Here is a 22,484-nt window from a genome sequence, read left to right on the forward strand (position 1 = left end):
TGTCAGACATCAGCAATGATTCGGTGGTGCTTTGATTAGTCGATAAGTAGAGACAGGGTTGGTCTTGTCTCTACTGTGTCAATTCTCGATGAGGGGTTGTGCTGACACCTAGCAGTCAAGTTAATAGGGAGAAGCGGTTAACCTCCCGTCGGAATAGAAAATTAGATGGTCAGCCAAATCTGGATTTTTTAAGAGTAGCTGATATTGGGTGGGTGCAAACTTAATCACTTCGTAATCAAGAGTTTTTAAGGAATTTTTCGGCCAGGGTAAAAAGGAAGTTTCCGGGTTAGACAAGTTGAATTGATAAATCTCTGGGGTATCTTGTCTAATTAAAATTGTATCGTCCAATTCCCGTAAATTATGGTGCATGACTGTCTGAATGCTATTGGTGGTAAATTGTACCCTTTCAAAGGGTCCGTCACCAAGTTCACGATTAAATGCGATCGCATATTTTTCACCTCCCCCAAATAGATACAAACCCTGTATTAAACCGGTCCGATAAATATAAGCACCCCGATAATTATCAGGAATAGCAGTAATAATAGCGGGGAGATTAGGGTGATCTTGTAACATTCCCAAAAGAATATTTTGAGAAATGGAACCAGCCACCCGCCAATTTTGGTTCAAAGATTGAACAGTTAACCCAAAAATCAACAGTAAAATTGAGGAAACCACCAAAATCAGCCGGATATTCATACACAAACACGCTAGGACTACGGCTAGATAAATTGACGCAAACCCAGAACCGAAATAGAGGTATCTTTCCCCTTGGGTATCTGTAATTGACACAAACACATTAATAGCAGGTAAAACCGCGACAAAAAAACTACCTGCTAAAAACAGCAGTAAAGGCGGGATACTTGGGTCGGGAGTGCGGCTTTTAAACAGTAAAGAAGTACAAGCCAAGGACAGGAGAACAATTAGCCAAAAAATCGATAACCACAGACTAAAACTAGAGTTAAAAATAGGGGGAAGAAAAGTTCTCGTTGGGTAGATAATCAAATTTTGGGCAATATGACCGAAATCAAACCTTAAATGAATATCCTCGCCGTATCCCCCTACCAGTGTACCAATTTTGATAACTCTCCAGATAAAATAAACCGCCAAAACTGCCAAATATGGAATAATTAAGCCTAGTCTTTTTTTCCACAATTTACCATCTTGTTTATGGGTAAAATAATGGTAAATTTCAAACAAAATAATCAACCCAGGAAAGGTGACGAGAGATTCCTTGGATAACACTGCCATAAAAAATAGCAGCAGGGATAATATATAAGGATATTTATATCGGGAATTTCTGCCGATTAAATAAGCGATAAAAGCGACAAACCCAAAAAAGCTAGAGATGACATCTGTGCGCGCGGAAATCCAGGAAACTGCTTCGGTGTGACTAGGAAGTAGTAAAAATACAAACCCGGAAATATAGGGTAAAACTATTTTATAGTGGCGACGAATGGGAAAATTCCGAACTAATAAACTAGCAATCCAACCTACTGCTAAAGCATTGCTGAGATGGAATCCCAAATTAGTTAAATGATAACCGAGGGGAGAATTCCCCCAAATTTGATAATCTAGGAAACTGATTAAACTCAGAACCGGACGAAAAAACAAGGATTGACCATGTTGTTGATTGACCCACAATCCCCAAGGTCCGACCTGTTGAAAGATGGCAATTAAAACTAAATCATCTGACAGAAAAAATGAGTTAATAATAGGATAATAACAAACTATTCCGGCTAGAGCGATAATCACAACTAATATAGCCGGATAAATAATCAGCGATCGCCCTTGATTAATTTTGAACATTAAACTTAACTTTTCCCCGAATGATGAATTGAATATGCTCTCAGTATCAGTCTCGACCCCAGAGGCTGTCAAGGGATTGAGAATAACATAAAATCCTATCAATCCTATCAGTTGACCCTTAAATCTAGGAACCAAATAACCCCTAACTACGTCTAGCTAGGTCATGGCCATAATGATTAGCTGAGTGCTAATGAAAGGCGATCGCAAAACTTAAAATACCCTCATACCCTCCCAGACATCAACTCAAGACTTGAATTGTAGATCAAGGTTCCTCAGTTCCGGACGTGCTATCCTCCTCTGTGAGTGTGTGAACATCGAGAGGAGTGAATAACATGGTATCAACACCAGTCCCTTCCCAGAACATCAAACTATCCCGCCCAGTAGCAAATGCAGTCAACCCCGCCAAAACCCGTCCCGCATTTGGGGGGGAACTTCCTAGCAGTCCCCTATTTGGTACAGACGGCATTCGCGGGCGAGTCGGAGAACTTCTCAACGCGCCACTGGCGCTACAGGTAGGCTTTTGGGCCGGACAAATTCTCCGCCAGCAACAGGAAAATCTAGGGCCAGTCATCCTGGCACAAGATACCCGGATTTCGGGTAATATGTTAGCGATGGCCTTATCATCGGGGTTAACGGCAGCCGGACTAGAAGTATGGAATTTAGGAGTTTGTCCTACTCCGGGAGTAGCCTACCTCACCCAAACCTGTAAAGCTATGGGCGGGGTGATGATATCCGCCAGCCACAACCCCCCAGAAGATAACGGAATCAAATTTTTTGGCGCAGACGGCACAAAACTCTCCAGCGACCTCCAGAAGCAAATAGAAGCAGCCCTACGCGGGGCGGAAGCGTTCCCGGTTTATTCTGAGTCGTGTGGACAACATTACTACAGACCGGAATTAATCCAGAATTATGCTGATTCGCTATATGGTCCCCTGCTACCAACTACTAACCTACAGGGAATGCGGGTTGTGTTGGATCTGGCTTGGGGTGCGGCGGTAAATATTGCCCCCCAAGTATTTAGAGAAATGGGGGCGGAAGTAATTTGTTTACATGAGTCTCCCGACGGTCACAAAATTAATGTTAACTGTGGGTCTACGCACCTGGACCTACTCCGCCAAGCGGTTGTAGAACATCAAGCGGATTTAGGATTTGCTTTTGATGGGGACGCAGATCGGGTGTTAGCGGTCGATAGCCAGGGTCGTACCGTTGACGGGGACTATATCCTATACTTCTGGGGTCAGACCCTCAGAAACGCGGAGCAACTGCCCCAGGATTTGATTATTTCTACGGTTATGGCAAACTTGGGATTTGAGAGAGCCTGGGAAAAACTGGGAGGAAAAATGATCCGCACCCCGGTGGGAGATCAGCACGTCCACAGCGAAATGAAGCGCACGGGATCTATGTTGGGGGGTGAACAGTCGGGCCATATCCTTTGTCATCACTACAGCATCACAGGAGATGGTCTACTGACAGCATTACACCTAGCAGCTTTAGTGAGGCGATCGCCAAAATCGCTCAACCAACTGGTGGATGATAGTTTCCTCACCTATCCTCAACTGTTACGAAATGTCAGAGTGGAAAACCCGGACAGCCGCCGTAATTGGAAAAACTGCGAACCTCTACAAAATGCGATCGCTAATGCTGAAGCTGATATGGGGGATCAAGGTCGCATACTGGTGCGCGCTTCTGGTACTGAACCGCTGATCAGAGTTATGGTAGAAGCGGCTAACCCTAACCTGGTGCAATATTGGTGCGATCGCTTAGTGGGAGTGGTGCAACAATACTTAATTGCCTAATCTCTCCTCATGATGGGGATAACAGGGCGGATCAGATTGGGCAGTCCCCTAGTTGTTGGTATATAATTTGGATTAGCGTGACCAACCAAGGCGGTTTTTAGTCGGGGAGCAAGTTACAAATGCCTAGTTACTGCCCAACTTAGAATTGAACCCAAAATGGCATCTAAGACTAAATCTAAAAAAAAGAAGTCCCGGAAAAAAAACTCCAAACAACAGCAGAAAAAGCCGACCCTAACTAAAGCCCAACTTAAAGCCAAACAGCGCCAGTTTGCTAAAGACGTTAAAACACTAATGGGGACGGCAATTCCTACTCTAATTGTTGGGGCGATCGTCGGGGTGGCTCTGTTTTTCGTCAAAGATGAAAAACTCGCCATTGCTGGTGGTGGCGGCATATTAGTCTTGGTTCTGTGTTATAAATACCCACGTTATGGTCTCTGGGGTTTCCTAGCCTATATGCCATTTTCGGGAACTATTACTTACTGGATTGGGGGCGGAAATGTCATATTTCAGCTTGCCAAAGATGGCTTTTATTTTCCAGCCTTAGCTTCTATGTATAAAGACTGGAAAAGCAAAGGACTCCCCATCATTATTCCCAAAGCAATTAAACAACCTCTGCTAATTCTTTTGGGTTTTTGTCTTCTCACCATCATTTGCGTGAATGGCTTGCAACAACTTGACCCCCGGCCCGGCGAGAAACCCTTAGCTATGGGAATTTTGGGTTTAAAGGTATTTATGGGCTATGTTCCCCTAATTACCTGTGCCTACTACCACATTAGAGACAAAAAAGATTTGCTGTTTCTAACTCGCATGACCCTAATACTGGCAATTATCTGTTGCCTTTTGGGGATGGTACAATATCAATTTCTCGCCAGTGGTCGCTGTCAAGGAACTGACCATCTGACAGGGGACGATCTGTTTCAAGCAACCATTGAGTATAAGTGTTTCGTAGGCGGTTCTTTAGTTTTTAGCCCCTCCCAAAATATGATCCGACTTCCGGGAACCTTTGTCGCTCCTTGGCAGTGGGCTTGGTTTTTAATTGCTAACGCTTTTTTTACCTTTGCTACCGCCTTTAGTGACCCTTCAGGAAAATGGCGTATAGCCGGATTAATTGGCATGGCATTAGTATTTATTAATGCTGTGATTTCTGGACAGCGTATTGCCTTAGCATTAGTGCCAGTAGTGACAATTATTCTACTGGTTCTCACTGGACAAATTGCTAATCTCAAGCGCTTTATTCCTATTGCTGGGGGTCTCGGATTACTTTTGGGTATAGTCATGATTGCTAACCCAGAAATGGTTCAGGAACGAGTTGATAGTTTTGTCAGTCGGTGGAATGCTTCCCCTCCCACTGACTTTATTTCTGAGCAGTTTGATCAAAGCAGTGGTGCACAACGGGGAATCTTTGGTAATGGTCTGGGACGGGCGACTAACTCCACTCGTGTTTTTGGCAGAACTCGATTGATTGAAACTTACTATCCTAAGCTGATTTATGAAATTGGACCTCTAGGGACTATCGCCTTTCTATTTTTTGTAACTGTGATTACTTTCACAGCTTTTAAAACTTACCGTTCCGTTAAAGACAAAAGTATCCGCAGTTTTGGGGCTTCTTTCTGGGTGTTTGTTTTGGTGATTAGTTACAACACCTATTATTATCCCCTCGATGTTGACCCGGTAGCGGTTTATTATTGGTACTTTGCTGGGGTTATCTATAAATTACCAGAAATTGATAAGCAAGAAATTAAACGACTCATAGAAGAAGGAGAATTAGATGAAGATGAAATCTAATATATAACAATCTTTTTATGAAAAACTTATCAAAAACTGGCAAGCATGATTAATAAATGCCTGGGAACACAGCCACAATTATTCCCCAAACACCTGGTGGTCTAGTTGGGTGTCTCCTGGTCTCTCAATTAGCTTTTTTGCTACAGTTAGGATAAACTATATTTATGGTATAGCACGGGTGAGCTGTTGATTAACTACGGCTTATTTAAGCCGTGGGAATATGCAATATCAATCATTAACCTTTACCCTCGACCTAATTAGCAAACAACAGGCAATTGATAGCCATGAAAATTATTGTCGCTAGTCACACTTATATTGTTGACCTCAACCGGGAGAAACTGCGGGTTTTAGCTAACCTTGAACCTGGTATTGAGGTGATCGTGGTTGTACCTCGTCTTTGGAACCCTGGCGGTGTCCAAAGTGAGCGGGTTAAATCTGAACCTGTGGATGAGGGGAATTTTAAGGTGGTTCCTATATCTAACCTCAGTCAAAATAACCAAGGTTTGCTCACTTTTGGTCTGGATCTAATTCCTCTGTTACAATCGTTTAAGCCTGATATTATCCAAGTAGAACAAGGGGCAAAAGCCTTAACATTTGCTGAATTTATTACCCTGAATAAACTGCTAGGAATAGGCGCAAAAAATGTGTTTTTTACCTGGTGGAATTTACCATATACTCTCAAATTTCCTGTATCGCTACTGGAACAATATAACCTAGGTAACACTGATGGTATTATTGTAGGAAACCAGGATGGGGCGGAAATTTTGCGCGACCATGGATATCAAGGACCGATGGAGGTGATGCCCCAATTAGGAGTCGATGAAACCCTATTTAAACCGGAACCACAACCGGAATTAAGGGCGGAACTAGGCATCGAACCCGATACGTTTGTGGTAGGGTTTGTTGGTCGGTTTGTGGAAGAAAAAGGACTAATCACCCTAGCTAAAGCATTAGCTCAGGTTAAACATCACCCTTGGAAATGGTTACTACTAGGGCGGGGAGAGTTGCGATCGCCACTTTTAGACCTAGCCCAAGAATTAGGCATTCAAGATAGGCTAATTATCGTTGAAAGTGTTGCCCATGAACGGGTTTGGCAATATATAAACGTCATGAATACCCTAGTTTTACCCTCAGAAACTACCTACAAATTTAAAACCCTAACTTCCGTGGGTTGGAAAGAACAATTTGGCCACGTTCTCATCGAAGCTATGGCTTGCCAAGTTCCCCTAATTGGTTCAGACTCTGGGGAAATTCCCTATGTAATTGACCAAGCTGGGTTAGTCTTCCCCGAAGGGAACCCCGAAGCCCTAGCTGACTGCCTCGAAAAGTTAATCAGTAACCCAGACCTTACCCAAGAGCTAGGTCAACGGGGATATGAGCGCGCCCAGTCCTGCTACACTAACCACGCCCTAGCCAAGCAACAGCTAGAATTCTATAAACAACTTTAACTCCAGGAAAATGCAGTATTTCCCAAGGAAACAGGTTCCGCCATAGAAATTGGTAGTCTAAAATACCGATTTCTCTACAGTTACCCCTAATATTAGAAAGCGATCGCATTATCAAACCACCACTGGCAGCCCCAAATCCTTTCCGCGCTCTCAAGATTACTGACCAAAGCACTAACCACACCATAAACTAGCCAAAGGCATATCTGATGATTGTTTCAAGTTTATATTTAGGCTGTGAATCAAATATTCACACTCAGAATATGTGGTCAAAGCCTGAGTGAGCAACTGCCAATAAACTGTGTACGGGAGTTTATGGAGAATAACTTGAAAATTCGTGATGCACTCGAAAACGATTTACCCCAAATTATCGAAATTTACAATTTAGCCGTTCCCCAAAAAATCGCTACGGCTGACCTAGAGCCAATTTCCGTTGAGAGTCGGTTAGGCTGGTATCGGGAATGTCAGTCAGCCCAACGCCCCCTATGGGTCGTGGAAATTGGCGATCGCATAATTGGATGGTTGAGCTTTCAAGCTTTCAAGAAGCGAGCCGCCTATGATGCCAGTGCCGAACTGAGTATCTACATCCACACCGACTATCAGGGACAGGGAATTGGCAAAAAACTGCTCTATCAAGCCATAGAACAAGGGCCAAAGTTTGGCTGTGAAACTCTACTGGCTCTAATTTTTGCCCATAACCAACCCAGCCTGAAACTCTTTGACAGTTTTGGATTTGAGCAATGGGGTTATCTCCCACAGATAGCTGTGATTGATGGAGTCAAACGGGATTTAGTGATTATGGGGCTGCACTTGTGTTGAGCCATGTTGAGCCAGAATATCCCGTAAGTGACCAACCACTTGCTCAGGCTGTTCGATCATGGCTAAATGTCCACAATTAGCAAGTTCAATCACATTTTGATAGCCACTGCGAAACAGATGATGAAAACTAGCCAGGTGCCGAACATATTGAGGTTCCATGATCTGATCGCACATTCCTGCCAAAAAATACACAGGCTGCTGTAATTGAGCCACTACTTGGGGGAGGCGATGCACTTCTGTCTCCGTAGTCGAATCCAATAAAGCACCTAAAGCCGCCTCTGGGTCCGCCATCACAAAATCAATTAATCGCTGGCGGCCCCATTCCCTAGAAACCGGACTAGCGACTTGCGCCCTGGTAAACAGCAAATCAATTAGAGGTAGGTAACAAAGCCATCGCGGACGAAACTTGACAATTTGTTCCCCTGCGACTCGGAAACGCTCAAATTCCTCTTTTAGGTAAATACCACCACCAGCATTCACGCAAACCACCCCCGCAATGCGATCGCTCAATTGCTGTGCCGCTAATAGTGCGATCGTCCCCCCTAAAGAATGTCCCACCAGCCAAGCCTTAGAGATATTTAACTCCTCGAGTAATATCCCTAAATCCTGAGCATAAGAAGCCGGAGCATAGTCACAAGAATATGGATGGCGACTGGCTAACTGAGAATCGCCAAACCCTCGCAAGTCATAGCATAAGCACTGATACTGAGGTTTTAGGCGATCGATTACAGGTTGCCAATACCGACGACTCAGCAGCCAGCCATGAATAAATACAACAACATCGGACCCATCTATTGGAGCCGTCAGATCATAGGCGTGTCCAACGCTGTGGATTTTAATAGTTGCCATAAATAACATCCTACTCTGAATCCGTCACCAGCTAAAAACTTGCTTCCTAAGCAGTATATCTATAACCTGGTAATGACCGGAAAACTCAGGAAAATTTATACAAATAGCCATCTCTTCTCAAAACCGGTTTCAAATCTATTGGTTTGACTGAAAACTGAGTTTGGTCAGGTTTGGTTAAAACCAAACTGCCGCCACTCCTAGGGGTTATTCTACCAATTCCATGTGTCTTATGCTTGGCTATATCCCCGGTAAGCCATCCCTTAATTGGTTTTAATGGGTTATGGCGAATCGGAAGCCTCTTGTTAGGAGCCGCTTTTTGACGACCACCGCGCCCAAAACAAGTAATTAGTAGTGGCTGGTGAGTTTTAATTTTCAACCGGGTCGGGGTGCTTTTCCCCACACAAGCCGCATCTAGCCAATGGGTTTTCCGTAATCCTTGAACCGTCCGATTATATTTTGTTAAACCTCCGGTCGCCCATTTCAATAGGTAATCCTGTTTCCTTTAGACGGCTAAACAATGCCCATCGTGTAGAGTTGACGGCTGCCGCATTTTTCAGGGGGGCTTTGGCCTGCACGCTACACCGCTTCAAGATTTCCGGTTTCTGGAAAAGAAACTCACGGGCCGGCTGAGAACCTTTTTTCTGATGGCATTTATGGCAAGCAATAGCCAGATTGCTAACTCGGTCGGAACCACCCTGGCTTTTTGGCTGAATGTGTTCGATTTCTAAAGGGATATTTTGGCCACCACAGTAGGCACACTGGTGTTGCCATTTCGTCAAGAGATATTCTCTCAACTCGTATCCGAACAAAACCCCTTGCTGGTATTCAACTCCAGATATTTCCGGGTTTAGCAGTTTTTGGGTGTCAAATCGTACTAACTCCATTGATATGTCGGTTATCGGGCTAGAATAAATCAGTCGATTGACCGAGGTCAAGGTGGTTTCAACTCGATGTTTGAGGCTGGGAGCCAACCATCCATCTGCGCGCTTTCTGTTATTGAATCGGGCTTGACGGTAACGAGTTTTTCGGCAACGACGGTGGCTACGAACCACGCGACGTGCAGTTAACTTGGCTCGGATTCTATCTCCTCTATGAGTCAATTCAGCCGCCCAGATAACTGTGTCCCGACTCTGATTAACTAAGGCAATACCCGTCACTGATGCCCCTGGGTCTAACTTGAGCCGTAATGGTTCATTGCCCGGGTTCTCAACAGTTTTCTTGAGTATAATTGTAAATGGATAAGTCCTAAACACTGCGGCTAAACCCTGCTTCAACAGCTTTCTGGCTCTGGCCCGATGAGTGGGACTTAACGGTTGCCCCAATGTGTCAACCACAAAAACGTAATTTTGGTAATTTGGCATTTAAGCCATCTCCCAGATGGGGTAATGTTGGCTTCGGTCATGTTAAAGGGGCTTTTTACGTCTAGCTCACTGGAGCTTACAAATCCACTCATCTCGTTTCTTAAAGATAGACGACAGAGCAACAGGCTGGCGTTCACCCGATGGTGTCATCACCCCCTTAACGTAGGTCTAATCCTGGACCTGCATCTTGCAGACTCTGTGAGGAGTAATTTCCGGCAGGAGCCAGAAATTACCGGATTTTATGCAAGAGCCCCTTATTGCGGATGAATTGACCCGTGCGGATTGCCTCATCCAGCCCTCGATATTGAGACGGCGAACCGTCTTTGAGCTTGGCTTCTACGATTTTCATGGCATCATCTTACCACGGACAAGCTCCGATAAGTTGTTTCTTGGCGAAAATTCATCTCGCCGCCAACTGCGGTCTGGCGGAAGCCTTCTTTTCGCATTTTTTGGTAAGATGAAGCTCCTGACCTGCCCAATAGCAAAGCTGATGGCCGCTCGGCGATAGTCGCTGGGAAATTTGTAAAATACCCTATCAATGGACGGGTATTTCACGTAAAACTCCTGGGAGGGTTGGAAGCTCCGTGATTTATCACGGAGAGGAAAACCGACTCAAGCGGCTTTAGCCGCCAGCACCCCTTTGCGGGGTGGAGGGGTATGGTTGCCCCTCCATGGAGCTATGGTTGGCTCCGACTCCCTTGCGGGGTAATGTTTGCGCTTGCGCTAACGCGCACGCTGCGCGAACGCCAATGTTCAGAGTCGGTACTATCCAAATCGCACGTCCTTAACCCCTTAGAGATGTTTAACGATTCGGTTCATGAGCCTGGAACTAGCACGCATTCCAGGGTAGGAACTTTAACTCTTGCTCTGAACGGAGCCAGTTAAGGCTTAGGCTGGTCAGCTACCTGAAAGGGGGGCACGAAGCCCCCGTGCTTCAGCCGGGGGTGCTGACAACAGGACGTTTAGCGGTTGCGTGGATTAAACGCTCTAGGGCAGGGATTTGTTGCTCTGAGGATAAATTGCTCTATAAAACTTAAACAAAACCGGACATAGCCCGATATTGATGTTTATTTCTTGCTTCATCCGGGACTGTCGGCAGCACCCCGTCCACAAGTGTAATCGTCGGAACCAGGCGATTTGGTATGGTCGAAAGAGAGGTCGCCCCCTCCAACTCCAATTCAAAACCGTGCATGCGAGTTTCCCAGCACACGGCTCCTGATGTGAACACCCTATTATCAGTAGGAACAGGGTTACTACCCCCTGCTTTATGACCTCAACTTTGGGAGCTATATACACCACGTAGTCTTTAAACTCGCTCACGTCATAAGCACTCTTACTTGTCGCAGTCTCTATATCCACACCGTGACTAGTGGGCATATCCCAACCATTACAGTTAGGCATTGGCTTTCAGTCACATCCTTTCCCCTTATGGGGTTAGGGGTCGAGAGTGAAGTCACCTTCACCCTCTCCCATTCAGAACCGTGCTTGATAGTTTCCCATCACACGGCTCCTGGTGTGGATACCCTATTTGTCAAAGGAGCAGAATCAAGAGACCTGCTTTCTACTTCGATGTTCAGAGCTATATGCACCACGTAGTCTTTAAACTCGTCCTCGCCATTATACTCTTACTGACCGCAGTATCTATATCCCCACCGTGACCTGTGGGCATATCCCAACCATTACAATTGGGCTTTAGCTTCTGGTCACATCCTTCACCCTCTAAGGTTAGGGGTCGAGAGTGAAGTCACCTTCACCCTCGACCATTCAGAACCGTGCTTGATAGTTTCCCATCACACGGCTCCTGGTGTGGATACCCTATTTGTCAAAGGAGCAGAATCAAGAGACCTGCTTTCTACTTCGATGTTCAGAGCTATATGCACCACGTAGTCTTTAAACTCGTCCTCGCCATTATACTCTTACTGACCGCAGTATCTATATCCCCACCGTGACCTGTGGGCATATCCCAACCATTACAATTGGGCTTTAGCTTCTGGTCACATCCTTCACCCTCTAAGGTTAGGGGTCGAGAGTGAAGTCACCTTCACCCTCGACCATTCAGAACCGTGCTTGATAGTTTCCCATCACACGGCTCCTGGTGTGGATACCCTATTTGTCAAAGGAGCAGAATCAAGAGACCTGCTTTCTACTTCGATGTTCAGAGCTATATGCACCACGTAGTCTTTAAACTCGTCCTCGCCATTATACTCTTACTGACCGCAGTATCTATATCCCCACCGTGACCTGTGGGCATATCCCAACCATTACAATTGGGCTTTAGCTTCTGGTCACATCCTTCACCCTCTAAGCATGCGCTTACATTTTTCACTACTGCCTTGTGAATAGCATTACTCACTTGTTTATAGGCAGAGCATTAGAGGGGTTACAACGTTCCGATTATATGGGCATTCCATCGTTAGATTTGTCCTCTCCGCCGGGGTACTTTTAAAGGTCTGTGTAGGTAGTCGCACGAACCCCCTACTTTTCCCCTTGCCCTTTTGAGCGCAGCGTGTCAACCTATTTCGCTGCTAGTGTATTACGATGGTTCAAGTCGGACATTCGGTCTTCCTAATCATAGATGGTTGGCAGTGGTCGCGTCTTGGTAGTAGGTTCTACCTCACGCCTTCCGTTCCCCGCTTCAATCCTGGAGTTATGATTTCCAAAACTGGGGGTGGCTATCGCCGTTACTCTCTACTCCCTGATTTCTCAGTTCGTTTATGACCTTGAGTTCCCTGCCTTGCTTAGTGCCCTAAGCGTCGGGACATATAACCAGTTATGAGGATGGTCAGGAGAGGTCTCCTTATATCCAGATTCGGAGCTGGAATCCTCACCGGGTAGTTATTTCGGGCATTTCAGCCCTATTTCATACCCGAACGTCTCGCACCATGCGCTTACATTTTTCACTACTGCCTTGTGAATAGCATTACTCACTTGTTTATAGGCAGAGCATTAGAGGGGTTACAACGTTCCGATTATATGGGCATTCCATCGTTAGATTTGTCCTCTCCGCCGGGGTACTTTTAAAGGTCTGTGTAGGTAGTCGCACGAACCCCCTACTTTTCCCCTTGCCCTTTTGAGCGCAGCGTGTCAACCTATTTCGCTGCTAGTGTATTACGATGGTTCAAGTCGGACATTCGGTCTTCCTAATCATAGATGGTTGGCAGTGGTCGCGTCTTGGTAGTAGGTTCTACCTCACGCCTTCCGTTCCCCGCTTCAATCCTGGAGTTATGATTTCCAAAACTGGGGGTGGCTATCGCCGTTACTCTCTACTCCCTGATTTCTCAGTTCGTTTATGACCTTGAGTTCCCTGCCTTGCTTAGTGCCCTAAGCGTCGGGACATATAACCAGTTATGAGGATGGTCAGGAGAGGTCTCCTTATATCCAGATTCGGAGCTGGAATCCTCACCGGGTAGTTATTTCGGGCATTTCAGCCCTATTTCATACCCGAACGTCTCGCACCATGCGCTTACATTTTTCACTACTGCCTTGTGAATAGCATTACTCACTTGTTTATAGGCAGAGCATTAGAGGGGTTACAACGTTCCGATTATATGGGCATTCCATCGTTAGATTTGTCCTCTCCGCCGGGGTACTTTTAAAGGTCTGTGTAGGTAGTCGCACGAACCCCCTACTTTTCCCCTTGCCCTTTTGAGCGCAGCGTGTCAACCTATTTCGCTGCTAGTGTATTACGATGGTTCAAGTCGGACATTCGGTCTTCCTAATCATAGATGGTTGGCAGTGGTCGCGTCTTGGTAGTAGGTTCTACCTCACGCCTTCCGTTCCCCGCTTCAATCCTGGAGTTATGATTTCCAAAACTGGGGGTGGCTATCGCCGTTACTCTCTACTCCCTGATTTCTCAGTTCGTTTATGACCTTGAGTTCCCTGCCTTGCTTAGTGCCCTAAGCGTCGGGACATATAACCAGTTATGAGGATGGTCAGGAGAGGTCTCCTTATATCCAGATTCGGAGCTGGAATCCTCACCGGGTAGTTATTTCGGGCATTTCAGCCCTATTTCATACCCGAACGTCTCGCACCATGCGCTTACACTTTTCACTACTCTACGAGATGTACTCGCAGAGAGCCCAATAGGGGTTTAAACGTTCCGTATATATGGGCATTCCATCTTTAGATTTGTCCTATCCACCGGGGTATATTTAAAGGTCTGTGTAGGTAGTATAGAAAGACTCCTACTTTTCCCCTTACTCTTTTGAGCGCAGCGTGTCAACCTATTTCGCTACTTTATAATGACGATGGTTCAGGCCAGACATTCGGTTTCCCTAATCATGGATGGTTGGCAGTGGTCGCATCTAGTAGTAGGTTCTACATCACGCCTTCCGTTCCCCGCTTCAATCCTGGGGTTATGATTCCCAAAACTGGGGGTGGCTATCGCCGTTACTCTCAACGCAATTGTTAAGGAATCATTAATATTTCCAGTTGGGCGTTTTGACCTTGAGTTCCCTGCCTTGTTTTGTATATTTCTATACCAAACGTTGGGACATATAAACAGTTATGGGATGGTCAGGGTACGAGTCCCTTATATTTCACCAAGGGGTGAAAGTCCCACTAGGAGGTTATTTCAGGCATTGCAGCCTTATTTGACTCCTAAACGTCTCGCACTTCTAAATTTATACTGGCGTTCAAATCTCTATCAATCTTCAGCCCACAGTTCTGACATTCAAAAGTCCGACGGACTAGGGGCATTTGTTGACGATGGCCACAGTTAGAACAAAGTTGACTGGATGGATAAAATCTATCCGCAATCATTAACTTTGAACCATAGCGTTCTGCCTTGTAACCTAGTTGCCGACGGAACTCATAAAATGAAGCATCAGCGATAGAACCCGCCAAACCATGATTTTTCAGCATACCTGACACATTCAAATCTTCAATGACTACTTGGCTGTGGTTCTTAGCCAAGAAAGTAGTTATTTTATGAATGGTGTCCCGCCGAATGTTTGCTACTCTTTGATGTAGCTTTTGAACTTTTAAGAGACATTTGGCCCGATTTTTCGAGCCTTTGACTTTGCGACTTAAATGACGTTGTAATCGAGCTAGTTTTTTGGTCGCTGCTTTATAAGCCTTGGGATTAGAGAATTGGGTCCCATCGGAGCAAGTCGCCAAATTGTTAATTCCTAGGTCAACCCCGATTCTCTCTCGGAATTTCGGTGTAATTTCTGGTGTGATTTCTACGAAAAAGCTCATATACCAGTCACCTGCTTGGCGCGTTATAGTGACTTTCTTAACCCAACTTTCGGGTAGAGCCTCAAATGTAGAAACCCAGCCCACAAAAGGCAGCTTATGGCGAGTTCCTGACAACTTGAATGGCTTTCCGGAATTGTCCAGCGTAAAACTATCATGGTGGCCTTTCTTCTTAAATTTAGGATAACTGCTTATTCCCTTGAAGAAGCGCTTAAAGGCATCCCCTAGATTAATGAAGGCATATTGATAAACTTTAGAAGACAATTCAGACATCCAAGGATATTGAGGTTTCACATAATTCGTAAAAACCTTTTTAATGGAGTTGATATTAGGCTTGAGTCCCTCTTCATAAGCTGACCTCCATAAGTGTAATCCCCAATTAAACACGAACCGAGCATAACCCGCGTGTTTGGCCATCAAGGTGCGATGACGGTCATTGAGTTTTAGTTTTGTCCGGAAAGCTTTGTAAGGTTATGATCGAAAGGGAAGTCACCTTCCCCAACTCCACTTCAAAACCGTACTTGAGACTTTCACCTCATACGGCTCCTAATGTAGATACCCTTTTTGTCACTAGGAACAGGGTTACGAACCCCCGCTTTATGATTCCAACTTTGGGAGCTTGGCATACAACTCGTAGTCTTTAAACTCGCTCTCGTCATATTACTCCTACTTGTCGCAGTCTCTATATCTACACCGTGACTAGTGGGCATATCCTAATCATTACAATTAGGCATTGGCTTTCAGTCACGTCCTTTCCCCTCAATGGTATACGCTTACACTTTTCACTACTCCTTGTGAGTAATATTGTTCACTTTTTTATAAGGAGAACCAATGAGGAGTTTAAACGTTCCGTTTATATGGGCATTCCATCTTTAGACTTGTCCTCTCCACCGGGGTACTTAAAAAGGTCTGTGTAGGTGTTTTATGCAAAACCCTACTTTTCCCCTTGCTCTTTTGAGCGCAGCGTGGCAACCTATTACGCTGCTAAATCATTACGATGGTTCAAGCCAGACATTCGGTTTCCCTAGTCATGGATGGTTGGCAGTGGTCGCATTTGGTAGTAGGTTCTACCTCACGCCTTCCGTTCCCCGCTTCAATCCCAGAATCGTGTATCCTGAAATTGGGGGTGGCTATCGCCTTTACTCTCTACTCCCTGATTTCTCAGTTTGTTTATGACCTTGAGTCCCCTGCCTTGCTCAGATTTCTCCAAGCGTCGGGACATATAAACAGTTATGGGATGGTCAGGATACGAGTCCCTTATATTCCACCAAGGGGTGGAAGTCCCACTAGGAGGCTATTTCGGGCATTGCATCCCTATTTCACTCCTAAACGTCTCGCACGGTTATGGTCGAAAGGGAAGTCGCCTTCCCCAACTCCAATTCAAAACCGTGCTTGATACTTTCACATCACACGGCTCCTGATGTGGATACCCCTTTTGACATCGGGAACAGGGTAACGACTCCCTGCTTTTGTGATTTCAACTTTTGGAGCTAAATACAACATCGTAGTGTTTAAACTCGCTTTCGTCGTAAACACTCCTAATTGTCGCAGTCTCTATATCCACACCGTGACTAGTGGGCATATCCTAACCATTACAGTTAGGCATTGGCTTTCAGTCACATCCTTTCCCCTTAAAGGTATACGCTTACACTTTCACTACTCCGCAGGTACATCCTGCCACTTGAGAGCCTAAAAGGGGTTTAAACGTTCCGTTTATACGGGCATTCCATCTTTAGATTTGTCCTCTCCACCGGGGTACTTTTAAAAGTCTGTGTAGGTGATGTCATGATTACCCTACTTTTCCCCTTGCTCTTTTGAACGCAGCGTATCAACCTGTTTCGCTGCTAAATCATTACGATGGTTCAAGCCGGACATTCGGTTTCCCTAATCATGGATGGTTGGCAGTGGTCGCATTTGGTAGTAGGTTCTACTTCACGCCTTCCGTTCCCCGCTTCAATCCTGGGGTTATGATTCCCAAAACTGGGGGTGGCTATCGCCGTTACTCTCAACGCAATTGTTAAGGAATCATTAATATTTCCAGTTGGGCGTTTTGACCTTGAGTTCCCTGCCTTGTTTTGTATATTTCTATACCAAACGTTGGGACATATAAACAGTTATGGGATGGTCAGGGTACGAGTCCCTTATATTTCACCAAGGGGTGAAAGTCCCACTAGGAGGTTATTTCAGGCATTGCAGCCTTATTTGACTCCTAAACGTCTCGCACCATGATTTGATTTTACCATGAATCCGACTTGATGAGTATGTCGTCAGGGAAATTTGGCATGGTCTGGGGTTTGACCGTATATTCATTATTGAGTTGCGAATCTTTTGGGGTATTGTACCTTATTGTCCTAAGATGTAAAGCAAATCTTGGATTAAATTCTTGCTCCCCAATTCTGACCAATGGGTGAAGACGATGCCCACCAAGTATCAACATAGCCGACGGTAGACCTTCACCGTTTCACCAAACAGAACGCGCGCTTTCGGCGGTTGGCTTCAGTCTCCACTTATCCGTTCTGATGATGGAGGTGGGCTTCTTGACACGGAAGGGGTTATTGTAACATCGTGACGCTGTGTCCTGTCGAGCCAAAAGGATCACTAAGACCCCACCGCTCCTTGACCCCCACCTGCCTGTGGCGACGTGAACCGAGTGCGTCGCTCTTTTTGTTCAAAAACGCTGACCCATCAACCTTTGTCGGATACCCTCAGCAATTTTCTGACCCAAATATTCTGGGATCAAGCTCTCATTGGGGCCAAGAAGATACAGAATCAGACGAGTGCGACCCCGCCAGACCAGCAAGTTAGCATTGACCACCAACAGGTCTTCCTGCCAGATGGCATACATCACCTTATAGAATAATCCTGGCTGGTTATCTGCTTCAATTAACAAAGCTGGTAGGTGGAACACCGGGTCAACATAAAACTCCGTAGCTACATCCTCTAAACCCGCATCCAGGTTAAACTCGACGGCCAGCATTTCTTCTACCTCAAAATGCCCCGCCAATGCTTCTCTAATCGCACGACAAACGTTATCTGACGTTTTTTCTGTGAGAGCCTTACCACCCCTCGATACCACCAGCTTAATGAATACCAGCATCGGCGGGTAGATTTGTCCATACAAACTAAGATTATGGATGGTTAACCCATAGGCAGCCAGAACTCCAAAAATATCGCTCAACAAAAATGATTGATTGCGATAGGCGAAGTGTAGGGCGCTTCTGCTCCCTTCTGGCTTAATCTCAATCACCGCTTGTGTAGTTTTATAAACATTGTAGGCCAATTTGAGATTTTGCAATTGAATCTCACTGCTAACAAATTGCTCATAAAACTGCGGAAACGCCCGATTGAAGCGCTTTAGAAGTTCTAACGTTGATGATTTTAAACCCGGAGCCATAATTGAGGATAAGGTACGGGAGATATACTATCTAGTAAAGACATCATCTATTACCTTAACCACGCCTGCATGGGTTTTTGGAAAAATTTCTTTAGCGGTTCTGATTCTACCTCAATGTCCAAAACGGCGGAACAAGAGGAATGCTCTATCGAGGGCCAATCCTCTTGGTCCCAGGTAACTCGGCAACCAAACTCTCGGAATTCTCGGATTTTTTTCAGCACGGATCGGGACATTGATCTATATGAGCTAGAAGAACTCTGTAATGCTGTCGGTTGGTCCCGTCGCCCTCTCAGGAAGGTCAAAAAGGCTATTCAGCATAGCTTTTTGGTCGTTTCCATGTGGCAAATGCGGGGCAACCAACGACGGCTAATCGGTTTTGCTCGCGCTACTTCCGATCATGCCTTTAATGCTACCCTTTGGGATGTCGTGGTTCACCCAGACTTCCAAAACAAAGGTTTAGGCAAGGCTTTGATGCGTTTTATCATCAAAAAGCTTCGCAGCGATGATATTAGCAATATCACGTTGTTTGCAGACCCCCATGTGGTTGAATTTTATCGAAACCTAGGGTTTATCTCAGATCCCGAAGGGATCAAGGGGATGTTCTGGTATCCAGACTAGCCCATTTTTGACCCCCAAAATGGGCTTCAAGCCTCGCCCTTTTAGGGCGAGTATTGAGAGAATCCTACACCGACTCCCATGGTCAGACGGAACCTAACCCCAGATTTTGTCCTTGAGGAGATAAGCGCCTTAAGAGAATCAGGAGGGGCGGAAAGTTTTCCCCCCTTTGGTGGGTAAAATCCCGTCGGGTATGGGAAATTTTACCATGAATCTGAACCCCATTCAAAAGGGTAGGTCAGACAAGCTAGATCAATTGCTCGATTGACTGCTGATGCAACCCTTATGGGAAGCTTTGTTTCCCCTCTAAGTACAGGACAAAAGTTGTAGAGCCTGGTGAAACCGCCCTGAAAACAAAGGCAGATTAGAGAAAATGCGGCGTAGAAAATCGAAGCCAGTGCGGAAAAGACTCTTCGAGCGTCGTCCGTGAGCCTTCAAAGGAATGGGTGAACCTTGGTGAATCCACAAACCCACCTTCATAGCCCAAGTAAAAGCCAAACTGAGCAAAGCCAATAAACGGCTCAAGCGCTCAGGGTCGTTAAAGTGAGTCGATTCGAGACAAAAGCCCCGAGTCTTCAAGGCTCCGAAGAGGTTTTCAATACCCCAACGCCGAGCATAATCGCTCAGGGCCGTTTCAGGGCAAGCGTTAGTGATGAGAATCAACAACTCCCCCGAATCAGCCAAACGGGAGCCAATGACGTAAACCTGCCGTCCCCAAACCCAACGGCGACCCGAAAGCTGGCGAAATTCTCCGGGTCGCAGAGAATCAAACATTCGTTCGCCGCTACGCCGAGTTCCTCCCAACTTAGGACTAATCAGCTCGCTGTGGCGGATGCGTAAGCGGAAAGGAACCTCGGGGTCCATCAGAAGATACGAGAGCCAATCTCGCCCCACAAATTCCCGGTCAGCGGTCAGACAAGCCACCTCCACGTCAGGAAATAGTGCCTCGAAGCGGTCGAATAAGTCCATGCGTTCGCCACTGTTGCTATTGCCCTTTTTGTCAAGCATCGTCCACAGCAGGGGAAAGGCAATCCCCTCGTGGACGACTGCCAACATCAAGATGTTGAAATGGGTTTGACCGAAAGACCAACAGGTGCGGTCGACACTAAGAGTCCAAGGTTGGGGAATGTCAATGAGGCTAACGACGAAACGGGCCATCTCTGCCCGGTCAAATTTGAATTGCCGGAAAAAACGTTGTAATCGCTTGTAATTTGAGGAAATTTGCACAGGAGTTGCGAAGACCGTCGCCAATTCCGTCAGATTAACCGTCTTTGTTTGGAATAGCGCCATCAGGAACAGGCAGACAAAGTTTAATCTCGCCCCGTGCCAGGGCAAGTGAGGGCGCAAAGTGTCTCGTAATCGGTTAAGCTCGTTCATGAGAGGGAAGTTTGGTTTGTGGTATAGCACTAGTCAATACGGTTAGGACGCAGGCTTTAGAACGGAATCCATGGCATCATGGAGAGAATCAAACTGCTCAATACAATGGCGAATGCGGGCTTTCAACCACGACCAACATTTCTCTATCTTGTTGAGGTCTGGCGAATAAGGTGGAAGATAGAGTAAACGGCATTGAGCTGCCTCCACCAGTTCAGCAATCCGCCCCCCTTTATGAAACGTTGCATTGTCCAATACTAGAGTCTGACCTGGCTTCAGTGCTGGAATTAAGATGAACTCCAACCACAACTCAAACACTGTCCGATTACAACAACCCTCGGAGCTAAGAGTTGTTGATAACACCATGGGGCCATCATGCTCACCCGGCCCTGCCTCTTCCCTGATTGGAGGGCATGGAAGCGTTGTCCTTCCTCGCAGTAACCATAAGGATAATCCGAGTCTTGACTATTCATGCCAGCTTCATCGAGGTAAACCAACCCTTCCGGCTCCATCTGTTCAATCTGAGCAATAAACTCCTCTCGCTGTTGCTCATCACGTTCTTGGTAGCCGTAAGTTTTTTTTCTGGTGAAGCCAATTTTCTTCAAGGCTCTGGATATGGTGCGAGGAGAGATGTCGTCATCCCAAAGTTGAGCCATTTGAGCGGAGGTTTTGTGGCCATGCTCTTGGGCAAAAGCCTTGAATTTTTTCCAGTCGGTAATTTTGTGGCTATGACCAGGTGGGCGATTAGGTTTAGGGAGGAAGTCGCCGGTGTGTTCTTTTCTTTGCAGCCAGAGATTGATGGTGTTCCGGCTGACATGGAAAACTTGACTGGCTTAGGTTTTGGGCATACCGTCTAGTTCAATTGCATCAATAACTTTTTGTCTGAGGTCGTAACTATAGGGGGCTGGCATTTTGGGTCTTCTGTAGATATCCTTTCCATTATACGTCCTAACTTGCCTGTCTTGTGCTATAATTCCGATCTAACCCTCTCACCCCAACTTGGCGCTACGCCCCCACCCCTCGACTTTCACCTCAGCCCGGAGCGCTCCCTTCATGATTTTCGGCTAGATTCCCTTTTGGCTAAGACTTTCAGCTTTTTTGTCCTGTACTGAGGTTTCCCCTATACACCAAACCTCCCCAATTGAATCCCGTCGCCTTCAGCCAGGGGACTATCAAGCCAATATCATCCAATGCCTATTGACATATAGGTGTCAGCTGATCTATAATGGAGAGGTTTGAGTACAACGGGATGTAGCGCAGCTTGGTAGCGCGCCTGCTTTGGGAGCAGGATGTCGCAGGTTCAAATCCTGTCATCCCGATTTTATCTAAACCCCTACCCTAACGGCGATTATGGGAATGTACTTAACCCGATAATCATATCACTGCACTCTTAATGCACTCCATTCAGTCTTAGCATACGGGACAATTAGTGCATATCCTTTAGCAACAAAACTTAATTATTGACGGGTTAATCAATAAGCACAACTTAACCAATCTGTCAAATATCTATATCACCCCCCTAACCAAACAAGCGATAGGTTAACTCCCTTACGATACCCGTCAAGGGTATCCCTATCGGTTCGTACCTCACCCTTGACTGCTATCGTATCGGTCGTTTCCCCAAGATGTCTGTTCCGGTTAGGGGGGAGGGTATGGCTCTCAAAATCAAGACGATAACCGTAGCCAAAATTTCCTCCAGGTCTCCGAATTGATTCGATCTGGCTAAGTCCATTCATTACAATAGGTAAACCTATGAGCGATCGCCGTAGTGATTGTCTATGGGGTCAAGCCATGATTGTTACTGGGGAGATTCTTGGGAGTGCGATCGCAAAATCTAAATCATCTCCTACCGGAACCAACCCGATATCCCTAAACATCTTTACTACTGGCGGAGACTATCGAGATGTTGAACCGATACCAGCATAATCCTCAGTAAGTCTCCATTCTATGTTGGCAATCATCAGGTGCGTAACCGATACCCACATAATCACCTTACCCAAAAATCTTAGCCGTCTGTTGTAGGTAATTTAGTTATGGGTATTAT

At 45.9% G+C, this 22,484-nt stretch carries 12 protein-coding genes, 1 tRNA gene and 3 pseudogenes; 9 read left to right on the top strand and 7 right to left on the bottom strand.

Features of this window, described 5'->3' with window-relative positions; genetic code table 11:
- Positions 1–120 precede the first annotated feature (120 nt).
- Positions 121–1,806, bottom strand: a complete 1,686-nt coding sequence (locus NLZ44_RS03570) for a glycosyltransferase family protein (RefSeq protein ID WP_493751870.1) — start codon at positions 1,804–1,806, stop codon at positions 121–123.
- 332 nt (positions 1,807–2,138) lie between these two features.
- Here NLZ44_RS03570 and glmM point away from each other — a divergent pair, with 332 nt between their 5' ends.
- The 4 genes from glmM (at position 2,139) to NLZ44_RS03590 (ending at position 7,651) form a co-directional block, all read left to right on the top strand.
- Positions 2,139–3,602, top strand: coding sequence for a phosphoglucosamine mutase (gene glmM, locus NLZ44_RS03575; protein ID WP_493751871.1), 1,464 nt, complete (start codon positions 2,139–2,141; stop codon positions 3,600–3,602).
- Between the two features lie 156 nt (positions 3,603–3,758).
- Positions 3,759–5,387 carry a hormogonium polysaccharide biosynthesis protein HpsL gene (hpsL, locus tag NLZ44_RS03580; protein WP_493751872.1) on the top strand — a complete coding sequence of 543 codons (1,629 nt, stop codon included), beginning with the start codon at positions 3,759–3,761 and terminating at the stop codon, positions 5,385–5,387.
- 284 nt (positions 5,388–5,671) lie between these two features.
- A complete protein-coding gene (hpsO, locus tag NLZ44_RS03585; RefSeq protein ID WP_493751873.1) occupies positions 5,672–6,835 on the top strand; it encodes a hormogonium polysaccharide biosynthesis glycosyltransferase HpsO in 1,164 nt (387 codons plus the stop codon).
- 312 nt (positions 6,836–7,147) lie between these two features.
- Entirely contained in the window at positions 7,148–7,651 is a 504-nt protein-coding gene (locus NLZ44_RS03590; RefSeq protein ID WP_111892815.1) for a GNAT family N-acetyltransferase, read from the top strand.
- Here the strand turns inward: NLZ44_RS03590 and NLZ44_RS03595 are convergent.
- Together NLZ44_RS03595 and iscB are read right to left on the bottom strand one after the other, a co-directional pair.
- The gene (locus NLZ44_RS03595) at positions 7,622–8,509 is read right to left on the bottom strand and encodes an alpha/beta fold hydrolase (RefSeq protein ID WP_493751874.1); all 888 of its coding nucleotides are present in this window, start codon (positions 8,507–8,509) and stop codon (positions 7,622–7,624) included. The two genes, NLZ44_RS03590 and NLZ44_RS03595, sit on opposite strands and share 30 nt — an antisense overlap.
- Before the next feature lie 76 nt (positions 8,510–8,585).
- Positions 8,586–9,861: pseudogene (gene iscB / locus NLZ44_RS03600) on the bottom strand (RNA-guided endonuclease IscB).
- Between the two features lie 527 nt (positions 9,862–10,388).
- On the opposite strand from iscB, the pseudogene NLZ44_RS03605 reads away from it, so the two are divergent.
- Positions 10,389–10,570, top strand: a pseudogene (locus tag NLZ44_RS03605) (hypothetical protein).
- 3,890 nt (positions 10,571–14,460) lie between these two features.
- Here NLZ44_RS03605 and NLZ44_RS03610 read toward each other — a convergent pair.
- The gene (locus NLZ44_RS03610; RefSeq protein WP_493751875.1) at positions 14,461–15,474 is read right to left on the bottom strand and encodes an RNA-guided endonuclease InsQ/TnpB family protein; all 1,014 of its coding nucleotides are present in this window, start codon (positions 15,472–15,474) and stop codon (positions 14,461–14,463) included.
- Between the two features lie 580 nt (positions 15,475–16,054).
- Here NLZ44_RS03610 and NLZ44_RS03615 point away from each other — a divergent pair.
- Positions 16,055–16,453 carry a hypothetical protein gene (locus NLZ44_RS03615; protein ID WP_006623292.1) on the top strand — a complete coding sequence of 133 codons (399 nt, stop codon included), beginning with the start codon at positions 16,055–16,057 and terminating at the stop codon, positions 16,451–16,453.
- Positions 16,454–17,725: 1,272 nt separating this feature from the next.
- Here NLZ44_RS03615 and NLZ44_RS03620 read toward each other — a convergent pair.
- Positions 17,726–18,451 carry a hypothetical protein gene (locus NLZ44_RS03620; RefSeq protein WP_006616009.1) on the bottom strand — a complete coding sequence of 242 codons (726 nt, stop codon included), beginning with the start codon at positions 18,449–18,451 and terminating at the stop codon, positions 17,726–17,728.
- 69 nt (positions 18,452–18,520) lie between these two features.
- Here NLZ44_RS03620 and NLZ44_RS03625 point away from each other — a divergent pair, with 69 nt between their 5' ends.
- Complete coding sequence (locus tag NLZ44_RS03625) at positions 18,521–19,069, top strand: GNAT family N-acetyltransferase (protein ID WP_493751876.1); 549 nt, start codon at positions 18,521–18,523, stop codon at positions 19,067–19,069.
- A 303-nt stretch (positions 19,070–19,372) separates the two neighbouring features.
- On the opposite strand, the gene NLZ44_RS03630 is transcribed toward NLZ44_RS03625, so the two are convergent.
- On the bottom strand, positions 19,373–20,443 hold the full coding sequence (locus NLZ44_RS03630; RefSeq protein WP_493751877.1) for an IS4 family transposase: 1,071 nt from the start codon (positions 20,441–20,443) through the stop codon (positions 19,373–19,375).
- A 42-nt stretch (positions 20,444–20,485) separates the two neighbouring features.
- Positions 20,486–21,351, bottom strand: a pseudogene (locus tag NLZ44_RS03635) (IS630 family transposase).
- Between the two features lie 334 nt (positions 21,352–21,685).
- On the opposite strand from NLZ44_RS03635, the gene NLZ44_RS03640 reads away from it, so the two are divergent.
- Both NLZ44_RS03640 and NLZ44_RS03645 read left to right on the top strand, forming a co-directional pair.
- Positions 21,686–21,759 (top strand) — tRNA-Pro (locus NLZ44_RS03640).
- A gap of 433 nt (positions 21,760–22,192) precedes the next feature.
- Positions 22,193–22,366 carry a hypothetical protein gene (locus tag NLZ44_RS03645; RefSeq protein ID WP_493751878.1) on the top strand — a complete coding sequence of 58 codons (174 nt, stop codon included), beginning with the start codon at positions 22,193–22,195 and terminating at the stop codon, positions 22,364–22,366.
- Positions 22,367–22,484: the final 118 nt, after the last annotated feature.

It is taken from the genome of Arthrospira sp. PCC 9901 (assembly GCF_059013425.1).